Annotated in this window: 18 protein-coding genes, 1 tRNA gene and 1 pseudogene; 12 read left to right on the top strand and 8 right to left on the bottom strand. The window is 33.1% G+C overall.

Annotated elements, in window-relative coordinates:
- Positions 1 to 25: 25 nt before the first annotated feature.
- Complete coding sequence (locus AAE962_RS03955; protein WP_343288662.1) at positions 26 to 892, bottom strand: ankyrin repeat domain-containing protein; 867 nt, start codon at positions 890 to 892, stop codon at positions 26 to 28.
- Between the two features lie 218 nt (positions 893 to 1,110).
- On the opposite strand from AAE962_RS03955, the gene AAE962_RS03950 reads away from it, so the two are divergent.
- The 5 genes from AAE962_RS03950 to plsY all read left to right on the top strand — a co-directional run bounded on the left by AAE962_RS03950 (position 1,111) and on the right by plsY (position 6,200).
- Positions 1,111 to 1,794 (top strand): phosphatidylserine decarboxylase, encoded by a 684-nt coding sequence (locus AAE962_RS03950; protein ID WP_343288661.1) that lies wholly within the window; start codon positions 1,111 to 1,113, stop codon positions 1,792 to 1,794.
- Positions 1,791 to 2,561, top strand: a complete 771-nt coding sequence (locus AAE962_RS03945; RefSeq protein WP_010404443.1) for a CDP-alcohol phosphatidyltransferase family protein — start codon at positions 1,791 to 1,793, stop codon at positions 2,559 to 2,561. Before AAE962_RS03950 ends, AAE962_RS03945 begins: the two co-directional genes overlap by 4 nt.
- 22 nt (positions 2,562 to 2,583) lie before the next feature.
- Positions 2,584 to 3,918, top strand: coding sequence for an amino acid carrier protein (locus tag AAE962_RS03940; protein WP_343288660.1), 1,335 nt, complete (start codon positions 2,584 to 2,586; stop codon positions 3,916 to 3,918).
- 2 nt (positions 3,919 to 3,920) lie between these two features.
- On the top strand, positions 3,921 to 5,387 hold the full coding sequence (locus AAE962_RS03935) for an amino acid carrier protein (protein WP_343288659.1): 1,467 nt from the start codon (positions 3,921 to 3,923) through the stop codon (positions 5,385 to 5,387).
- A 237-nt stretch (positions 5,388 to 5,624) separates the two neighbouring features.
- Complete coding sequence (plsY, locus tag AAE962_RS03930) at positions 5,625 to 6,200, top strand: glycerol-3-phosphate 1-O-acyltransferase PlsY (protein ID WP_343288658.1); 576 nt, start codon at positions 5,625 to 5,627, stop codon at positions 6,198 to 6,200.
- Here plsY and AAE962_RS03925 read toward each other — a convergent pair.
- The 4 genes from AAE962_RS03925 to AAE962_RS03910 all read right to left on the bottom strand — a co-directional run bounded on the left by AAE962_RS03925 (position 6,195) and on the right by AAE962_RS03910 (position 9,125).
- The gene (locus AAE962_RS03925) at positions 6,195 to 6,944 is read right to left on the bottom strand and encodes a hypothetical protein (protein ID WP_343288657.1); all 750 of its coding nucleotides are present in this window, start codon (positions 6,942 to 6,944) and stop codon (positions 6,195 to 6,197) included. The genes plsY and AAE962_RS03925 overlap by 6 nt on opposite strands.
- A gap of 57 nt (positions 6,945 to 7,001) precedes the next feature.
- Positions 7,002 to 8,075, bottom strand: a complete 1,074-nt coding sequence (locus AAE962_RS03920; protein WP_343288656.1) for a hypothetical protein — start codon at positions 8,073 to 8,075, stop codon at positions 7,002 to 7,004.
- Between the two features lie 53 nt (positions 8,076 to 8,128).
- Entirely contained in the window at positions 8,129 to 9,025 is an 897-nt protein-coding gene (locus AAE962_RS03915; protein ID WP_343288655.1) for a cation diffusion facilitator family transporter, read from the bottom strand.
- Positions 9,026 to 9,052: 27 nt separating this feature from the next.
- A tRNA-Val gene (locus tag AAE962_RS03910) sits at positions 9,053 to 9,125 on the bottom strand.
- Between the two features lie 668 nt (positions 9,126 to 9,793).
- Here AAE962_RS03910 and AAE962_RS06750 point away from each other — a divergent pair.
- From AAE962_RS06750 to AAE962_RS03880, 6 genes and pseudogenes are all read left to right on the top strand, one after another.
- Positions 9,794 to 10,069 (top strand): annotated as a pseudogene (locus tag AAE962_RS06750) (DnaJ domain-containing protein); the annotation flags it as partial.
- Positions 10,070 to 10,894: 825 nt separating this feature from the next.
- The gene (locus AAE962_RS03900; protein ID WP_343288653.1) at positions 10,895 to 11,359 is read left to right on the top strand and encodes a hypothetical protein; all 465 of its coding nucleotides are present in this window, start codon (positions 10,895 to 10,897) and stop codon (positions 11,357 to 11,359) included.
- Positions 11,360 to 11,383: 24 nt separating this feature from the next.
- The gene (locus AAE962_RS03895) at positions 11,384 to 12,376 is read left to right on the top strand and encodes a hypothetical protein (protein WP_343288652.1); all 993 of its coding nucleotides are present in this window, start codon (positions 11,384 to 11,386) and stop codon (positions 12,374 to 12,376) included.
- A 24-nt stretch (positions 12,377 to 12,400) separates the two neighbouring features.
- Positions 12,401 to 14,398 (top strand): surface protein-related protein, encoded by a 1,998-nt coding sequence (locus AAE962_RS03890; protein WP_343288651.1) that lies wholly within the window; start codon positions 12,401 to 12,403, stop codon positions 14,396 to 14,398.
- Between the two features lie 153 nt (positions 14,399 to 14,551).
- A complete protein-coding gene (locus AAE962_RS03885; RefSeq protein WP_343289577.1) occupies positions 14,552 to 14,794 on the top strand; it encodes a GIY-YIG nuclease family protein in 243 nt (80 codons plus the stop codon).
- A 12-nt stretch (positions 14,795 to 14,806) separates the two neighbouring features.
- Positions 14,807 to 15,646, top strand: a complete 840-nt coding sequence (locus AAE962_RS03880; RefSeq protein WP_343288650.1) for a hypothetical protein — start codon at positions 14,807 to 14,809, stop codon at positions 15,644 to 15,646.
- Positions 15,647 to 15,736: 90 nt separating this feature from the next.
- On the opposite strand, the gene rlmB is transcribed toward AAE962_RS03880, so the two are convergent.
- Positions 15,737 to 16,495, bottom strand: a complete 759-nt coding sequence (rlmB, locus tag AAE962_RS03875; protein WP_343288649.1) for a 23S rRNA (guanosine(2251)-2'-O)-methyltransferase RlmB — start codon at positions 16,493 to 16,495, stop codon at positions 15,737 to 15,739.
- 92 nt (positions 16,496 to 16,587) lie between these two features.
- Here rlmB and AAE962_RS03870 point away from each other — a divergent pair, with 92 nt between their 5' ends.
- Positions 16,588 to 17,079, top strand: coding sequence for a Smr/MutS family protein (locus AAE962_RS03870; protein WP_343288648.1), 492 nt, complete (start codon positions 16,588 to 16,590; stop codon positions 17,077 to 17,079).
- Between the two features lie 11 nt (positions 17,080 to 17,090).
- Here AAE962_RS03870 and uvrC read toward each other — a convergent pair whose 3' ends face one another.
- Both uvrC and glyS read right to left on the bottom strand, forming a co-directional pair.
- Positions 17,091 to 18,908, bottom strand: coding sequence for an excinuclease ABC subunit UvrC (gene uvrC, locus AAE962_RS03865; RefSeq protein WP_343288647.1), 1,818 nt, complete (start codon positions 18,906 to 18,908; stop codon positions 17,091 to 17,093).
- The gene (gene glyS, locus AAE962_RS03860; protein ID WP_343288646.1) at positions 18,892 to 21,000 is read right to left on the bottom strand and encodes a glycine--tRNA ligase subunit beta; all 2,109 of its coding nucleotides are present in this window, start codon (positions 20,998 to 21,000) and stop codon (positions 18,892 to 18,894) included. Before glyS ends, uvrC begins: the two co-directional genes overlap by 17 nt.

Genomic DNA, 21,000 nt, shown 5'->3' with positions numbered 1-21,000 from the left:
GAAAGCAAGAAATTTAGAGCTGCTTTTATTTTTGCTTGATTGAGGATACCACTTCTACACTTTCTGCTCCATCTAAGGTACTATTTGGTTTTTCTACAGTAATCTTGGGAGTTACTTTATTCTCGATATCTGCTCCATATGATCTAAGTACTTCAATGGCTTCTTCATTTTCACTGTTGAGCGCAATATCCAAATCATCCATTCCAGCATTATTTTTGTGATTGATAAAATCTTTTAGCTTATCTCTACCAAAAATTTCTACATATTGTTTAATAATGAGTTTTACTACCTTTCCAGGACAATTATTAGCAGCAGGAAAAAGTATTGTGTTGTTATTATTATCTTTTTTCGTTATGTCTGCTTTGAGTTTATTTATCAAATACTCGATAACTTCTATTCTGCTATCATCCTCTGCTCCAGTGCATTGCCTAATAGCTAAAAATAAAGCTGTACGCCTATTATTATCAATATCTTCAATATTCTGTCCCTTATCAACTAAGGCTTGTATTACACTTTTATTCCCATATAAAGCAGCAAGGTGAAAAGGCGTATGTCCTTCAGTGCTTTCTCTTTCATCAATTGACGCACCATTGCTAGCTAGCAATTCTATAAACTCTGGCATGTTTGCAAAAATTGCAAGGTGCATTGGTGTTAAGTCATCTTTGCCATGATTTTCAGTTTTTGCGTTAACGTTTGCTCCGTTATTTATCAGCAATTTCGCTATTTCAAACTGCTTATACCCGATAGCAATATGTAGTGGTGTAAGATTACGTTCATAATTATCATTGACATTTGCACCAAACTTTATTAGCAGCTCTGTAGCTTCAATATCACCTCCCTGAATTACATCTCTTAGAGAAGGAGATTCATCTTTTTCTATTTCCCCTGTCATACGAAATTAAGAACACAACAATTCATATATTATTAAGAATTGTTATTAATTTTTTATTAAAATAATATTAACAACAGCTAAAAATCTTTAATTTTTATTAAAAATTTAATACCCATCAATGATTATATAAGCATTCCAAAAATGAAGCAGTGAAAAAAAGCTTTTCATGAGAAATGATAAATGATAAATTATTAATAATGAATTATCGAGAATAAATTATGTGCTTTGGTTTGCCTAATATAAACAGAGAAGGTTATTTATTTATAATTGTTTCCTTTATAGTAACGTGTATAGCATTTTCTATATCTTGGGGGACTGGCATTACTTGCTTATTACCAACACTACTATGTACTTATTTCTTTCGTGATCCAGCAAGAGCTGTACCAAACAATAAGGACTTTATATTAAGCCCTGCTGATGGTGTAATTTCAAAGATAGAAGAAGTTAGTTACTCTTTATCAGAAGAGAATGAAGAAGAAAAGAAGTTTACGCTTGTTAGCATATTTCTAAGTGTTTTGAATGTCCACGTTAATCGTATACCAATATCTGGTACAATAAAGGAAATGAGTTATAAAAAAGGCAAGTTTGTTTCCGCAATAAGCAATAGGTCTAGTAATGAGAATGAAAAGCAGGTTATTGCGATTGAATATGAGAAGGGAAAAGAAATCATTGTAGAGCAAATAGCTGGATTTATTGCACGACGCATTGTTTGTAATTTGAGGACATCTCAGAGCGTAAAAGCAGGTGAAAGATTTGGAATTATAAGATTTGGTAGCAGAGTAAATATTTATATTCCTATTGGTATAGAAGTAAGAGTTTCAGAAGGACAAACTGTTATTGGCGGTGAGACAGTTATAGCAGATTTAAATAAACAAGAGAAGCTTACCTTTGACATTGTATGAATAACGATGAAAGTAACGGTAAATCATTACCTATTACCAAGTTATTTCCAAATTTTATAACTTTACTGGGTTTATGTGCTGGCCTTACTTCACTTAAATTCACATTTAATGAACAATGGGAATTTTCAGCAATTTTTATTATCATTGCAGCAATAATAGATGGAATGGATGGCAGAATAGCAAGAATTCTAAAATCAACTAGCGATTTTGGAGCACAGCTTGATTCTTTTGCAGATTTTCTAAATTTTGGTTCAGCACCTGCTTTTCTTTTATATTTTTGGAAATTAAAGGAAATTAAAGTTGTAGGATGGATTTTAGTAATGATATATGTAATCTGCATATCAATAAGACTTGCAAGATTCAATGTTTCGCTACATTTAGAGCAATTATACTGGAAAAAATTTTTCTTTTCCGGCGTTCCAGCTCCTGTATGCGCTTTACTTGCTCTGTTACCAATAATTATTACCTTTCAATCTCATGAGAGTGAATACTTACTTCTTATAGAGCAATTTTTTAACGTAAAGAATACAGCTTGTTACTTTTTGGCCATTTCATTTTTTTCGATAAGTCATATTCCAACTTTCTCTGCAAAGTACATTTATGTTCCTAGAAGCCTATCCTATATATTTGTGTCGTTTTTTGGAATATTGATCATACTGTTTATAAGCAAGCCCTGGATAACACTACCAATTTTAGGCGCATTGTATATACTTACTATTCCAATAAGCACTGGACTTTATATATACTACACATATAAAACTCATTAGCTATATAAAAGTAGTGAGCAGCATGATTGTAAAAGCAACTGATCTATTAAACTCTTTTTTATATATAAAGATATTCAACATACCATTTATAATTATTTGGGTAATTGCAACTGGGGTTTTTTGTACGATTCGATTCAAATTTATTAACTTTAGGTTGTTCAAATATGGGATACAAACACTATTCAACCTAGAGAGCCATAATAATAACGGCATAATCACCCACATTCAGGCATTTGCAACGGTAATTTCAGGAACAGTTGGTCTTGGAACAATATCAGGAGTTGCAATAGCTATTACAATAGGGGGGCCAAGTGCAGTTTTTTGGATGATAATTACCGGAGTACTTGGCATGTCAATAAAATTTGCTGAAGTAGTGCTTGCATTTACTCATCGCTCTGAAAACACAACTGGTGGGGCTTTTTATTATATGGAACATGGACTTGCAAAGATTGAATTTATGAAGACTGGCAAATTCCTTGCATTTATCTACGCAGTTATGCTGCTTGTTGCAATGATTCTAGGCGGCATACCATTTCAGGCAAATCAAATTGCAGCGTTGTCAAGTAACTTATTTGAATACAACACATCTGTTATTATCTCGCTATTTGTATTAATTGTAATACTGGGAGGAATAAAGCGAATTGCTTTAGTTGCAACAGGTTTAGGGCCGATCATGATAATGTTATATATAGGCATGTGTATATATTTAATCTGTGTAAACGGAAATAATCTACTGAATGCTCTATCTATAATATTTCAAGATATCTTTAACAAATCAGCTATAGGAGGTGGAGTATTGAGTGGATTAATAGCAGGGGTAAGAAGGTCAGTGTTTGCTAATGAAGCAGGTACTGGAACAGCAGCTATAGCACATTCTATTGTAAAAGAGAAAGACCCAGTTAAAGTTGGAAGTGTTGCAATGATTGCACCATTTGTAGACACAATATTAGTCTCATTTTTGACTGGTATTGTGATAATTATCACCGATATGCATATCACTAATACCGTAGGTGATATTACGTTAGTTATCTCAGCATTTTCAACAGCCTTACCTTTATTTAGCAAGCTAGCTCTTCCGCTGATAATGTTTTCCTTTGCATTTTCCACAATAATAGCTTACTATTACTACTGTGAAGTTGCCCTAGTGTACTTATTTGGTAACAAAAAAGTACTGATATTGTTTCAGTTTTTTATAGTGGGTTCAGTGTATATAAGCTGTATATCAAAAAATATAGAATTTATATCTTATTTAGGTGATAGCCTGTTTATGTGCCTTATGATTCCAAATGCTGTTGCGATATATCTACTGAGAAGGGAAGTCTTAAATACAATAGATTCTTATTACAAAAGGTATTAAACATGATTTATAGAATGCTTTATATAGTGTTATTTTGCCTACCATTTAATGATGTATACGCTGCTTCAGTTTTTCATAAAAGTTATGACACTGCATTAAATGGAGTAAGCAACTTCATGAATGAAGTGTTGTTTTTCAAGATCTTTCACGTACCATTTATAATTCTTTTATTGGCCTTTGGTTATATATTTCTAACACTACGTTTTAGATTTCTCAACATAAGGATGTTTAAGCATGCGTTCGCTATTTTATGTGGAAAATATGACACAGATCATCATGATGGTCACATTACGCATTTTCAGGCATTTGTAACCGCGCTATCAAGCACAGTAGGTCTTGGAACTGTTGCTGGTGTTGCAATTGCAATTTCAATCGGAGGGCCAGGAGCGGTACCTTGGATGATGATCACAGGCTTTTTTGGTATGTCTGCAAAGTTTGCTGAAGTAACTTTAGCATTCAGACACAGAACAGAAGGCCAGGAGCAGTTATTCAGTGGTCCCTTTCAATATATAAGAAATGGACTAGAGGAATTTGGATTTAAGAAGCTTGGTATTGTAATAGCTGCAATATATGCAGTGTTTTTTGTATTGTCAGGTCTTGGTGGAAGTGTAGCATTTCAAACTAACCAAATGGTTTCAATATTATCTGGTTATTCAAATTGGATAGATGGTCATCCTTGGTTTCTCTCTTCCATAATTTCTACGTTACTTGCTCTGGTAATTATCGGTGGAATTAGAAGAATAGCTAGAGTATCTTCTGCACTAGTGCCTATCATGTCACTAATATATATTTTGAGTTGTATCACAATCATTGCATTCAATATTCACAATTTTGGCAATACATTAAAAATATTGTTTTCCAGTATGATAGACTTCAATGCCGTTGGTGGAGGAACGGTAGGAGCATTTGTTGCTGGGATTCAAAGGGCAATTTTTGCCAGTGAAGCAGGTGTTGGTTCTGCTGCAATCACTCATGCGGTAGCTAAAGATGAGGAGCCAGTTAGAACTGGGCTGGTTGCGATGATAGAACCATGCTTTGATACAATGTTAATTTGTTGCTTGACAGGAATAACAATAGTAATAACAGGTGCATACCATACCGGCATTGGCGAGGGAATATTGATCACCCAAAAAGCATTTGAAACAGTTTCTTCTTGGTTTCCTATACTTTTAACCATCGCTGCGCCTTTGTTTGCGTTTTCCTCAGTAATTTCATTTGTATATTGTTGTGAAATGGGATGGCTGTATTTGTTTGGTGTAAAAAGTGTAGTAATATATCGTATAGCGGTGGTAGTAGTTTCATTTTTGTCAGGTTTGTCTAAAGATATAATGGCTATTGCTAATATTGGTGGGGCTTTATTCTCTTGTTTAGCACTCATCAATATGACAGCACTTATACTGTTTAGCAATCAGATTAACAATGAAGTCCAATGTTATCTAAAAAGGCTAAGGAATAATAAAATTAATTAAATTCTGGCATATGAAGGTACAACAACAGATGTCATTCCAGTGCCATCTTCTTTTCATAGCAAAATTCCCTTTTGTCATCCCAGTGCGTGACACTGGGATCTATTTTGCATATAGTTCCACCATAGTGTTATATTTTAATGTAAAATTTTATATTTATCTACTAGATTCGTTTGCGAATAAAGTTCGCTGGATCCCAGTGTCACGCACTGGGATGACAAGAGAGAGGATGCTAGAATAATGGAGAAATATATAATTCTTATATTATCCTACATACTAGGTTCAATACCGTTTAGCTTAATTATTGCAAAAATAAATGGTATAAATTTAAGAGAAGTAGGTTCAGGAAACATTGGTGCTACAAATGTTGCAAGAACAGGAAATAAGAGACTTGCTGTCCTCGCATTATTTTTAGACTCTTTGAAAGGATTTGTCGCGGTTTATACAGCACAACAATTTTGTGATAATAACGATTTTTATATATATGTATCTGCAATTTTAGCAGTTCTAGGGCATATGTTTCCTATTTGGCTAAGCTTCAATGGAGGAAAGGGGGTTGCAACAACTTTGGGAGTTTTGATAGCACTTAACATTTCGATAGCATTAGCATTTGTATTTTTCTGGCTAATAGTATTTTTTATCTTTCGGTACTCCTCTCTTGCTTCCTTGGCTGCTACTGCAGCAGCTGTTATAGCATCTTTCTTTTTTCAAAAGGAGTTATTCCTTATACTACTCACTGTAGCAATATTAATTTTCTTAAAGCACTATAGAAACATTGCAAATCTTCTGCAAGGCAGAGAGCATAAGTTTTTATAAGCGATGAGATGTAAAATCACTGACACTTAAACTACTAGATAAACTGCTTGATGGTATTATTTTATCTTCTTTATTTAAGATTGTAATTTTTACTCTTGTTATACTCTCTACTTCTTGAGGTATTAAAAATTCATCTTCAATGAATCTTTGCTTCACTTCTTGTATTTTTTCATAAAGTGTGGTTACATTTCGCTTATTTTGATTATAAATATCTTCAATCTCTATCTCTAGCCTGTGTGAAGCTTCTTTTTTTAACATGTTATTTATCACTGCTTCTGTTGTTGCTAGTTTTTCTTGCAGAATTTTCTTTATTTCTTCTTTATCGTCTCTGCTATTTTTACTCAGTTCCGTGTATACCCTATAACACCTTTTCTCTCGTGGTAACGTTCTTAAACTATCTAACATTCTGGCCACTTGAACCTTAATAGTCTTCTTGGCTTTCAATTTTAATTCTTTTACTTCTTCTTTTATTATTTTGCTAGCTATTCTCTTAGCTTCAGTTAAAGATGAGTCCTTGAGAAAAAAATCTGTTCTAAGTAAATTTTGGTTTAAAAGCTCCAAAAAGACTTTTCCTTTGATGTTTTCGAGTTGATCGTCTAAACCATCCCCCTGTAGTTTACTTGTTATGTGCTGATACAGCGCAAAGTGCTCTAATTTATTTAACTTTACAGAGTTAATATTTTTCATTAACGTCAGCACAATTTGTTCACTATATTGAGAAGTAAAACTCAGTAAATTTCTCATTAAGGAAATACTTACTTCTGCAATAAAATCATCAACTATTTTTTGACTTTTATCATCTTAATAATTATTTTGGGCGTTATGCCAAGCCCTAAGAATTTCTTTACTGTTCTTCTTATTTTTTAGCCTGTCTAACATAAACTTACGTGCTTCATTTTCTGCTTCTGTAAGGAGAATTTGTCTAGGTGGTGTAAATTTAATCTCTGGATCGGAATGAATACCCTCTAATGTACTTAACATTCTGTAGATAACACCAGTAAAACATGTGTTAGGAATTCGTTCTTTTCTAGAGAAAGTTTGGCTATCTAGTAAATTTGCAATCAACGCGTCTTTTTTATTTTTTACAGCTTCTCCATCTCCATCATTGCAGGCTCTAAGAACTAACAGAAGAATTTGTCCACCAGTGAAACCAGATCTATGTTTCTCATTACCTTTGCAAAAATCTTGCAAAAACATTACTAATTTTCCCTTATTCTCATTACTAAATGGTTGGCCATCAAGAATATATAAATAATTTATATATTCAATAAATTCTCTAAGTTCTTCATTATTAATAGCGTCTTCTGGTACCCCACCATACTTATACAATAGCTTATCAATATTATTATTAATATCATCATTCAATTGATGGGGCAGTAAATGCTCATAAGTATAATCAAATCTATTTACCATACTTCGAGTATTTTCTTTTATGCCTTCTAAAAAGAAATTTATAGCAGCTTTGAGTAGCGTAAATGGATTAAAATCCCTTGGCCTTAATTCACTTTGTAATAGAATTAAAACCATTGCAAGTGGTATTGTTGCAAGTAACGAAATGAGCAGGAAAGTAGTCGTAAAGGTTAGGTATGTTACGGAAGCAAAAAATAAAAGGAAAGATGCTGTCTTAATTTTATTATTCTTAAAAAATATTTCCCAATATTCTTTTTTACTTATTTTTTCCTGTTTTGCATATTTTATATCCTTATGAACATAAAAAGTTTTTATTTCAGATCTAAAAAATACTGTGGCGAAAGATAAAAAGACATTGGCCGGATTAACTAAAATGCTTAAAGAAACAAAAGCTGCAAAGTAACCTGCTGTCTTTAACTTGTAAGAGTCTTTTGCAGGAAGTTGTATTTGGGAAATACCTATCATAGCCTACCCTCTAATATTATTATATTTTAGTAATAACAAATAGCCTATAAATGTCAATGCTTAAGTATCTTACTGTCTACGCACTCATCGTATTCAATTTCAACTGTAGAGTGTGCAATTTCAAATCTATTTAATAGTATTTTTTTTATCTCATACATAATATTAGTATGTTGCCCATTTTGCTTTATCTTGGCATGCATAGTAAGTATAAAATAATTATCAGATAGTGACCATGCATGTATATGATGCACATCTATCACTTCAGGTAACTTAGATACAATCTCACTTTTTATCTCCTCAGCAGATACACTCTCAGGTGTACCTTCAAGGAGTATATGGCAAGAATTCTTGAGAATTTTATATCCACTGTTTAAGATTATTACACTGACAAATACTGACAAAATAGGGTCCACTATTTGCCATCCGGTAAACATGATAATTATGGATGCAAGTATAGCAGCTACAGAACCTAAAATATCTCCGATAACATGCAATACAGCACTTTTTATGTTTATATTACTTTCGCATTTACTATGTAATATAAAAAAGACTATAATGTTAGAGATTAGGCCAAGTGTGGCAATTATTAGCATTATTTTCCATTCCACATTGACTGGACAAATGAATCTCTTTATTGATTCAATTATAATGACCGCTGCAATGAAAAATAGAGTTAAACCATTAACAAATGCTGCTATTATCTGTAACCTATGATACCCATATGATCTCTGTGAATCAGATTTCTTAGCTGAAAATTTGTGCGCTATCCAGCTTAAAACTAAGGCAAAAAGATCAGTAAGCATATGCCCTGCATCTGATAATAGAGCAAGCGAGTGTGAAATTATTCCACCTGCTATCTCCATAACCATTGTTATTGCAACTATTATTATGGAATAAATTAAGCGCTTGGACTCTGCTATTGAGTGTTTGCCATTGTGCACTGCTGTCATATAAAATCTTTTTATGAGCAAAAATCGTGGGTAACACTGGGCTCGAACCAGCGACCCCTTGCACGTCAAGCAAGTGCTCTACCAACTGAGCTAATTACCCATCGTAGCTTTAGTATAGTGCTTCAGTGAAATGAAAGTCAATTTGCTTTTTGCTGGATGAAATTCCTTGACAAACTTCCATAAGTGTTGAAAGCATCAAAAATGGCGTGATATAAGGTGATCAACGACATGTAAGTTACCTCCTGATAGTAAAACAATTGAACGTAAAAAAGAGTCATTAAGATCTAATGTAAACTGTAATAGTGCTATCTTAAATCCGTCTAAGTTATTTCTGATTTTATAAACAAGAAGCTGTTTATATAAATATACACTTTCATTAATGTCCAAGTTAATGTAATTTATTTGGAAATGGTAGGAAAATTTAGTATATCGTGAAAATATCTATATTAGCCTACTTTTGTCATATTTATATACGAACTAATTTACCTGACTTTGTTGCAGCAATTTGAAGCTTCTATTTTTACAACCATGTATTTATGCGGCTTGCTCTTACAAAGGTGGGTATTTTTTGCAATTTTAAGAAGGTAAATAAACAAGTCTCTTGTAACGCTACAGGGTTTAGTATTTTTTACAAATTTTTACTCAATTTATTAAAATCTTGATACTTATTATAATATTTGCTACACATTTATATTGCAGTACCGTGCTTTCATAAAGATGTAGTATTGGTGATGTAATGAAAAATGTTTCAAAATAGTAGAGGAATAAATGATTGATCATTATAAAGTATTAGAAGTAGAAAGAAATGCTACTCAAGACGAGATAAAAAAAGCATATCGAAAATTAGCACTTAAGCTTCATCTAGATAAATTTCCTAAAAAAACAGATCTCAATATGTTAAAAGCAAAGACGGACCTTTCAGAAGTAGAAAGAGATCAACTAATTCAACTGAAAAAAAAATTTAAAGAGAGCGAGGAAAAGTTCAAAAAGATATCAGTAGCATTCAAAGTATTATCTGATCCAGCAAAAAAAAGCCAGTACGATAATGTAGATGATCCTAGTCAACAAACTTATGATGGGCACTCATCATGGGAACAACAAGAGTCAGAGAAAAGACATCAAGAAAATAAAAATCAAATAATTCTTATGTCCTCAGTAATACTTTCAATATCTACGGCAATAACCTTAAAAACTCGTCTTGGAGAATCAAAAATAGGTACAATTGTTACAGCAACACTTGTAGGATTGCTATCCATGCCAGCTGTAAATTATTCATCAGAAATACTGGAGACAATGTCAGATAATTCTGAAGCAAGACAGAAGTTAGCGCCAATTGCAGATAATTTAAAAAAAGTATGCAGGTCAATTAGTACAAAAAATATTGTATTATCAGGAGTTATTGCAGGATTATGTACATCGATTTCTTACATCATCTTTAATACTCATAAAGAATCATTGAAATCTGGCCTTATAACTTTAGCTGCAACTGCAATTGGGGGTGGAGCTGGTGCTGCATTGTCAAGAACTGTTTTTACAAAATTGGAAGATGTTGATACTGAACAACCAAATATACCAGGACAGAGCATATAGCTACTTTCTTCTTTATCGTTACCCCGGTGTTATGATACTGGGGTAACACCTTTCGCTATGTAAATTAGCTAAAATGTTCATACAGTTTTTACTGAAATGACATTATTCACTGCTTCCTATATAGTTTGCAGACATGCTCTTAGCGGCTGCTTGAGGTTAGCTATAGAATTTTAGCCACATTCTAAATGTTGCATATTAAGTTAACTATCTATACTTTTTTTATTAAGATATAAATTATACCAATATGAGAATTTACGTTTTTTTCAGATGAGTCACTTTATGCTTGATATTGTAAAGACTAATAAATTAGGGGTTAAAGTAATGACAATCAATCAACAAGTAAACAAAAATATAACTAAAGAAGAATATTTTAACGATAAGCATGTTATAGAAGTTAAAGATTTAAATATTAAAGTAGAGGTTTATTCTCACGATTTAAGAGCAAGTAAAGTTGCTAAAATTGAAAGTGAAATAAGAGAAACAGCTACTAATTTTAAAGATGCATTTAAGTTGGAGCCTGGTAGCTCAGAACAAACGTTCAAAATTTATGTGTTTTATGATAAGGCTGATTACACTCATCTTGGCGGAAGCGAACGTTTTGGTTCTTACCTTGGAGATGAGGGTGGTAAATGTTACTACAAAGGAGAAGCTGATGTTTTTGCTGAGATTTATGTCTATCAGCAAGGTGGCGTTCATAACCTTCAGCATGAATTTGCACATGGTTTAACTTACTTGGCTACATGAGGAAAATCTCTACCTACATTATTAATGGAGGGAATTGAAGATTACTTTGAACATCATTCATATCACAAGTTTAATGCTCAAGGGTCAAGCATTGATAAAACTGAAGCCGCAAATTTGGATCTAGGTGGAATTTTAAATTTACAATACTCAGCCAATGGTGAAGAAAACAGTTTAGTGTATAAAACTGGTCATGCGTTGATAATGTACTTACAGGAAAAAGATCCTAGTTTATTAAGAGACTACCTAGATGCTTTACTTCAAGGTAAATCAGATGAATCAAAAAGTTTCTTGAAAGACATAAAAGGACATGATGCTGACTTCAAAAGTTGGCTTGCTGAGAATGATACAGAAACTGCAATGGAACATCTCAACGCTTTGCAAGTTACAAAAGGAGATTTTATAGCAACTGGTCAAGAAATAGTGGGTGGAGAAATTAAAGATGTATCGTATTATAAAGCAAATATAGAAAAAATAGATGGAGAAAACGTTGGAAGTTTCTCTGCTGTAGAGCATGTGTCATTTTACGATTATGCTCGTGCTGTTAATAGGGCAACAAATGATACCCTAGATATATCAAAGGAATATCATTTCTTAAAGGCAGTAAAAACTACTGATGGGCAGGTTAAGCTGACTTACTCTGATCAACAAGGTAATGAATATCAAAATAGTCAAGAGTATAAAATGCAAGCTTTGAGGATATTATCAAAACATGGTGAAGATCTTAGAAAATCTTACTATGATGGGAAAGAAGACTTAGATAAGCAGAAGGATATAAAATATAATGATATGTTGAAAAGCCTGCGTGAACAGGAAGAAACACAGCGTCATGATGCATACGAACAATACAAAAGAGTAGAGATCTCTTATGAGAAATTTGTAGAAAAATGCAATTCAGCCAGCACTAATTATCATAATGAAGATAAGAGATTATATAATGCTACACAGGACAAATATACACAACTGAAAGATGATTTGCTTGATAAAACCATAAACGCTGGCTTGAAACAAGTAAAATAAACTCAGAACATTGACGTAGAAAAGATGTTAGAAGAAATGGTCAATATCGATACAAACTTGATCAGAGGTACAATTGATCCACAAGAAGGCAAGATCTTCTCTATCAAAGCTCTTGGTCACGGGGATATGGGTGCACTGTCTATATATGACGGAAATACAAAGCTTGGAGAATTGTCAAGCGAGTCAGGATTTTTTAAGCAAATTGAAGGCCAAACTAAAGAAACTTTTGTTTTTGAGGACATATTGCACAACTTGAATACTCAATATGACGGTGGTGCTTATATGGCTATTACAAAAGAAAATGGTCATTATAAAGCTTCTTTAATAGACGGTAGAACAGTTGAACGTGATGAATACTTTGATGAAGCACATTTACATGAAAATGAATTGTTGCATCCTAGCACTGGACACATTCAAAAAGATTTAGATTCTCTTCTTCTTAGAGGGACCAAAATTCTAAATCATCAGGATTCAAAGCATGCTCAATATTCTGATGAGCAAAGAGAAAGCGGCGTAATCGTAGAAAAAGGAACATTATTGGATGATAAAGGGACTGATAGAACAGACGACGATGTATACGAAGCGGTTGTAAAGCAAGGAGGCGAAAATCTACATGCATTCAAAAATATGGGTTTCTATATTACTGAAGAAATAAAAAATGAAAGAGGTGAAGTTATAAATGAAAGTAACTTGCTCATTCATGATCATGGAAAAAACGTAAGGTTTCAATTGCCAGGCAATGTTACTCACCTAAAATTGGTGGAAAAAGATCGACAATATAAATTAGCACCATCTGATTCTGAAGGAAGAGAATATAGTAGCATACCAGACGAATACAAATATATTGACCCAGTATTTGCACATGAATATGAAAAGAGAGATTATTCTCATAAACATATAAATGTGGGCCTTATAAACTTAGAAAAATATGCCCCTGGTAAACTTTTTACCATTAAACATGATCCAAATGATTATCAGATACAAAGAAACTCGAGTGGTGAAATAGTGAGAATCAACAATCAAAGATATTTCACTAAAGTAAAACTATTTGATGGTGATACTGATGAAGAAATTGGAATGTTATCTAATAACTTCCATAACTTCAAAGGAAAAATATTCTTTTCTGCTGATTATAACTACAGTTATAACGATTTCCTATCATCTGTTTCTCCTCAAGTTGAAATTGAGGATATGGGAAATGGAAGTAAAAAAATAACTTTTGATCAAGGTGATGGAGATATCGGTGACACTAATAGAGGCTACACTGACTATCAGAGAATATTCACAAAAGAGAAACAAACCGAAAGTCCAAAAGGGCAAGTAAGTGAAACTAAGACAGAAGTTCATAGTACTACTAATGTTGTTGCTGAAGAGAGAACTGTATCAAACGACAATAGTGAAATACAGTCTGATCAACCACAAATTCCAACAAGGGCAAAAAGGTCATCTTCAGTGGAGGAGAAAGAGCAGGTAGTGTTGAAAGACACAATCTTGAAAATAGAAAAGAGCTATGATAGAGATGTAGAAGGAAAGCATAAGGCAAATGTAATCATAGATTATAATGATGTGAAAGCCTTGTATAATAGATCAGAAGGAGCAGATAAGCAATCTGTGTTAGATTTTTGGAACAAACTGCATACATCGGATTATAAGATTGGTGCTTTGCCGGAAGACAAGTATTACTTTAAAGATGGCAAATTTCTAATTCACGATAGTGACACGAAAAAGCTTATAGTGTTACCTGAAGATAAGGTATCCATCAAAATAATGAAGGATGGTGATAGTTATAGTTTGGCTATATCAAATGGTAATGGCAAAGTAATAAGCAGCATTAGTAAAATAGATAATCCAAATTACGAATTGCTATCAGATTCAAGTCACTTCAGCTTAGAAACACAAGATAACTTTGAGTTATTAGATCAACATCATGAATATAATCTCTATCTAGAGAATGGTTTTGTGAAAATGTTCGACTGCACAAGCGATCACGTTTATCACGATCATAACTCAGCCTATATATAATATACAAGGAGGGCCCTGCCCTCTTCTTGTCATTCAATTCGATGTTACCCCAGTTCTCTCTTCTGTCATCCCAGTGCTTGACACTGGGATCTAGTAAATTTACTTACTAGATATGAAAAGTTATTATAACTTACAAGCAAGCACAATAAGGCTCTGTATATAGGTATAACGTCAAATCTAACTAAACGAATTTGGGAACATAAAAATAAAGTTATTTCTGGCTTTACATCAAAGTACAATGTGCAGAAATTAGTTTACTTTGAGATATTTCAAGATGTAGGTTCAGCTCTGAACAGAGAAAAACTTTTGAAAAGCTGGAAAAGAGAGTGGAAAATTGATTTAGTTGAAAGGGAAAACCCAAATTGGACTGATTTATATGATGAAATTATAAAATAAAATGAGATCCCAGTGTCAAGCACTGGGATGACATCATCTGCTACATACTTGAATCACAAGAGAAGAATTCTGAAGCAAAAAGCTTCAAGGAAATCTTATGCAAAATCTAGTATTTACGGAATTTATATTATTTTCATGCACATTATGGTTTTTATAATTAACGGAGAGTGTGATATGGCGTTGAGTGATAATTTGAATGGTAAAACAGAACAACAGCTCATAGACGATGGTGACTTTATAAATGCTCTAGTAGGAAAGCTTAAAGCAGGAGCTGGTGATAATGGTGTTTACACTAAAACAACAGCAGAGAGTACGTTTCTTAAAACTGCAGATCTTGCAACAAAAGTTGCAGAAGAAGTAGTAAAACAGCCTGTTGTGGATGTTTTAGTTCCTGCTCTTGCAACAGTTGGTACTGATGATACTAAGAAGGTTTACACTAAAGGCACAGTAGATACTAGTTTTGTTAAAATCGATGCTTCCAACCTTACAGATGCAGCAAACCAAAAAGCTTTCGCAGAAGTTATTCTTCCTGCTAAAGATGGCAAACAATCAATCTTAGTAAATAAACTTGGGGAAGCTTTAGACAGGGTTCAAGATAATGCTGACGACAAAGTATATGGTGCTCAAGGTAGTGAAAAGATAGCAAAAGAGTTCTTAACTGCAAAAGGATTGGGACCAACGCCTGAAGATGTAGCCACCGAGCTAGTAAAAAACCCAAGTTTTCAAGCTAGTGCCAAAATTGCAGTCAATGCTCAAGATGCAGGATTTCAAGAAGCTGTAAAGGCAGTAATGTCACAGCCATCCTTCGAGATTCCAACAGATTCAAGTTCACCTCTTTCTTGGGATTGGTAATGTAAGTGCTAGTGAATGACATCGCAAGATATCATCAACTGTTGTCATTCCAGTATCACATGCTGGAATGACATCCTTGTTTTATTGCAACTAATTTGCAGTGATTTTTGTTTTAATGTAAATGGAATATAGTCCTATTGCTGCTGCGTTTGAAACATTTAGACTATCAATTACGTTTGACATTGGAATTTTTAAAAGATAATCACAACTTTCTTTCACTAATCTCCGCATTCCTTTCTCTTCAGAACCAAAAATAATTACTCTTTTTTGCCCAAAATTCTTTATTTCATCTATATTTTCCTTTGCATTGCAATCAAACCCATAACACCAGTAGCCTATCTTTTTTAAAGACTCCATCGTTTTTACTATGTTTGTAACGTATATTAGAGGAACAATATCCAGTGCTCCACTTGCTGCTTTTGCGATAGATGCATTTTCGCTAGGTGAATGGTGATGTGGTAAAACCAGTGCATCAATGTTGAAACAAGCTGAGGTTCTTAAAATCGATCCTATATTGTGTGTATCAGTAATTTGATCTAAAATGACTATAGTAGAGCTGTTTTCAGCTATTTCTTCAATATTTAAGCTATGAAAAATAGGAGTAACTTTTAAAGCAATTCCTTGGTGATTTACACCTTTGGGTAAAACATCATTGAACATTTTGTTCTCTACCAGTCGAGGTTTAATGCCCTTACTATCTGCACATTGTTTAATGTCTTTCTCAAATTCTCTGTAGAAATTTTCTGTTACTAACAGTTCTATACACCGCCTATTTTTGTTTCTTAATGCTGAAATACAAGTGTGCTTTCCATATATCCAACAGTTTTCATTAGCTTTTAATGACTTCATCTCATTATTAAAAATCAGATTTTTATAGAGTAAGCAATATTTTACTGTGTTTATATATTATTGTAAAATTATGCAGTTCAATTAATGAATTAATGTCAGACGATGAGTTAGATTGGCAAAAAAATGTTAAGCCAATAGAATGTGGAAAAGTTACTTTGAAAGTTGATCACAAAGTAAATATAAAATCTATGATTGATAAAGGTGCCTCTAGTTTACAAGAAAATTTTCTTAATACTGATAATGGTGATTCATCATTTTGTCTTGACTACAATACAAAATTAAAGATCGATAGTGGCAAATATTTTATAAGCGATAAACTCGATTTGCATGGATATAGTATAGATAATGCTTATTGTAAATTGATAGATTTTATTATCAAAAATTATCAAGCAAGGAATAGGTGCTTATTGGTAATTACGGGGCATGGTAATAGTACAGATAAAATAGACACTATAAAGAATAGCGTAAATAAGTGGTTGAATGACACAAAAGTTCGAAATATGATCTTATACTATCAGCAAGCCATAAAAAAACATGGTGGCAAAGGAGCTTTTTATGTCTTATTAAGAAGAAATAAAGGTTAATTTTAGAGTACCTATTTAGGAGTACCTTTCTTAGAATTCACGTGTTGAAGAATGATTTCTGCTAAACCTTTACTAATTCCAGGTACGTTTTGAATTTCAGCTAGAGAAGCTTTGCTTATATTTTCTACCGAACCAAAATGAGACATGAGTGCCTTCTTTCTTTTACTGCCAACACCTGATATTTCACTTAATTGTGAAGCAAAAAACTGTTTATCGCGTTTTTTTCTGTGCGAAGTTATTGCAAAACGGTGAGCTTCATTACGCAGCAATTGTAAATAAAGCATGACCTTACTGTCACTTGCTAGAGTAAATTCTTCTCTGCTAGGCACATAAAATCTTTCATTTCCTGCATTACGATCATGACCTTTTGCCATACAAGCAAAAGGAACTTTTATATTCAATATTTCCAACACATTCTGCACTATGGAAACATGTCCTGGACCGCCATCAATCAGTAAAAAATCAGGGATTATATCTTTTATATTGCCAGAGAAACGTCTAGTCAGCACTTCTCTCATCATTTTATAGTCATCACCTGAAATTTCTTCTTTTATAGTAAATTTTTTGTATTCACTTTTTAAAAAACCTTCCTGCCCTGCAACAATCATCACACCAACTTGTTGATTTCCAGATATATGGCTATTATCATAAACCTCGATACGCTTTGGAATATTTGGTAACGAGAAAATCTTCCTAAGCTCTTCGAGCTTTTCTAGGTTATTTCTATAATCAGTAAGCTTCTGCTCTAGGCTATGCTGAGAATTATTGTAAATAAAATTCAACAAATCACGTTCTTTGCTATTTTTCGCATGCAAAACTTTTATTGATTTTTGAGTAAGATCATAAAGTGCTTGTTCTATAATTTCCTTATCCTTAATAAAATCGGGAACGTAAATTTGCGCTGGTGGTGTGTTAACTGGATTATACAAATTGACCAAAAAGGTTGATAAAATTTCATCATTTGGATGATCACTACAATTCTCAATGAAGTAAGGAATGCTTCCATAGTTACCTTTATCTCTGAAAGATAGTACACCAATGAATGCTAAGTCTGCCTCACGTACAACGCTAAAGAAATCTGCATCTTCTTCAAAAGAAAAATCCATTGGCTGCATTTGAATCTGCTGAAGAAATTTCAATCGATCTCTATAGACAGCAGCAAGCTCGTAGTTCATCTCCCTACTGCACTTTTCCATTGTAGAAAATAGCTGTCTTTGCACTTCTTTATTCCTTCCTAGCAGAGTATCTTGTGCTTGTTTTACTGATTTGCAGTAATCATCTTTTGTAATTTTATCTACGCATGGTGCTGAACAGCGCTTAACTTGATACTCAAGACATGGTCTTTTTGTTGAAGAGAAATATTGATCTGAACATACTCTTAAGAGAAAAGCTTTTTGCAATGATAATATAGTGTTCTTAACAGCAGCAGCAGATGGAAAAGGGCCATAGTAATGAAACTCATTCTTCTTAAACTTACCTCTATATTTCGCTATTCTTGGATAATCATGCTTAGAAATTGTTATATAAGGATAAGATTTTCCATCCCTAAGCAAAATATTATAAGATGGTTTTAACGATTTTATTAACTGTACTTCAAGAAGCAATGCTTCGATTTCATTCTCAGTGATGAATATTTCAACCTTAATAACCTGTGAGATCATTACTCTGATTCGTTCAGAAAGGTTTTCGAATTGAAGGTAGTCAGATAATCTCGACTTCAAGTTTTTTGCTTTACCAATGTATAAAACCTTACTCTTATCTCCAATCATCTTATAAACGCCACAGGATTGTGGAGATGATTTGATTTGTTCCTTATATTGCCTGAGCATTTATCAATTGTTTAACCTGTATAAGGTTAAACTCTGCTACTAAATGAAAGGTAGAAACAACATTTGCAAGCAAAGATAACCTGTTTATTCTAAGCTCATTAGAATCACAGTTAATCTTTACACTGTCCATAAATTGATTGATAAATGGAGCAAAACGAGCAAGTTCATCAAGCGCTGTATTAAAGTCGTTATTTTCTATCGCTTGTTTTATGTTTTTACAAGCAGCTATAGCACAATTTGATAGCGCAATCTCCTCATTTTCAATCAAAAACTTCTTACTGTAAGATGGATTATAAGTAGTGCCATCACTTTTTCTCACTTTGCCCATCATATTACTGGCTCTTTTATAAGTGCTTAGAACCTGTTCACCTTCTTTTGTACTAAGATAACGATCCAATATCACAGTTTGCTTTTCCGCTTTCAGCAGATCATTAATATCGACTTTATATAGTATTGAATCTACAACATCTTGCCTTATATTTCTATTTTTTAAAATAATCTTGAACCTTTCTAAGCAGAATTTAAATACTAGTTCTGAAATTTGTTTTTCACTTGGCTTATCAACTGGAGTTATATTTTTATTCAATAGAAGTCTTGAACATAAAGATACTGACTTATCTATCAGCAATCTAATTGGAATATGCAAATTATTTTCAAGTATTGTTCTAATTATACCAATTGTCATTCTCCGCAAACCAAACTGATCATACGAACCAGAGATTTTCTCACCTGCTGCAATTAAACCAACCAAACTATCCATCTTGTCTGCAATAGCTACAGCAATCGCAGTAGGAGATTTAGGACATTCTTGCTCCGATCCAATTGGCTTATAGTGCTCAGTTATAGCTTCTACTACTTCTTTATCTTCTTGAAAATAAGAAGCGTAGTATCCACTCATTACTCCTTGCAATCCAGGAAATTCTTTCACTATCAACGTTGCAAGATCTGCCTTTGCTAAATATGCAGCACGTTCAACTTTAATTAATGAAGCATGTGGAATAAATATCGCTATATACTTTGAAAGAGCGATAATACGCTTCACTTTTTCTTCTACGCTACCGAGCGAAGCATGAAATGAAATAGAGCTCAATTTTTTGACATAGTAATCTAGGTTTTCCTTCTTGTCTTGAGATATCAAAAACTGGGCATCAGCAAGACGTGCTTCTAATATTCTTTCATGACCTTTGACAACTTCATTATTGTTAACATTTACAACAGTAACAAAATGTGATATTTTCTGTCCATCACTTAAAGCAAGATACTTTTGCTGCGTATTAATTATACTAAATATTACTTCCTTCGGTAATTCTGATGATTTTACTTTACCAAATAATACTATTGGCCACTCTATAAGCCCTGCCAATTCATTAAGTAAATAATCATTTTTTTCAAGTTGTAAGTTCTCCTCTTCTGTAAACTTATTAATCTGATCTAGTATAAATTGCTTTCTTTTGTCCAACTGGAGAATGACATTATTTTTTTCTAACAATTCAAAATAGTCTTTGGGTGTTTTAACAGTAAGTACTGCATCACCTGAAAGAAACCTATGACCATACGTCACGTTGCATGCTGTAACCCCTGCAAAAGATATAGGTATTATTTCGTCATTTAAAATACATAGAATATTTTTAATTGGCCTAACCCATCTCTCTTTTCTTTCACTCCATCTCATACTCTTTGGCCAAGAAAAGTTTTTTAGCATTTCCTCCAGTTGATTTTTGAGAAACCCGTTGATGTTAAATAAGCAGCTTTCTCTCTTAATGAAGTAAAAATCTTCATCATTTACTTTGCGAATGAGTAAATCTTCTTCACCTTTCCGATTTTTTCTCAAAAAACCTTCGATAGCACTTTTCGGTGCATTAACTCTTGGTCCTTTAATTTCATTGTTAGAATCTTTTAGCTCTAAAGCACTTATGCCATCAATAAAAAGAGCAATGCGACGTGCAGTCACATAAACTTCTATAGATGCAAATTTCACATTATTTTTACTAAAAGCATTAGTGATATAGCTCTTAACCTGAGCTGCAGATGAATTCTGCATTCTTGATGGAATTTCTTCTGAAAGACATTCAAACAATAATTGTGACAACAT

The sequence above is a fragment of the Wolbachia endosymbiont of Encarsia formosa genome (assembly GCF_039540065.1).
In the GTDB taxonomy this organism is placed as follows: domain Bacteria; phylum Pseudomonadota; class Alphaproteobacteria; order Rickettsiales; family Anaplasmataceae; genus Wolbachia.
This window is presented reverse-complemented; position numbering and strand designations above follow the sequence as displayed.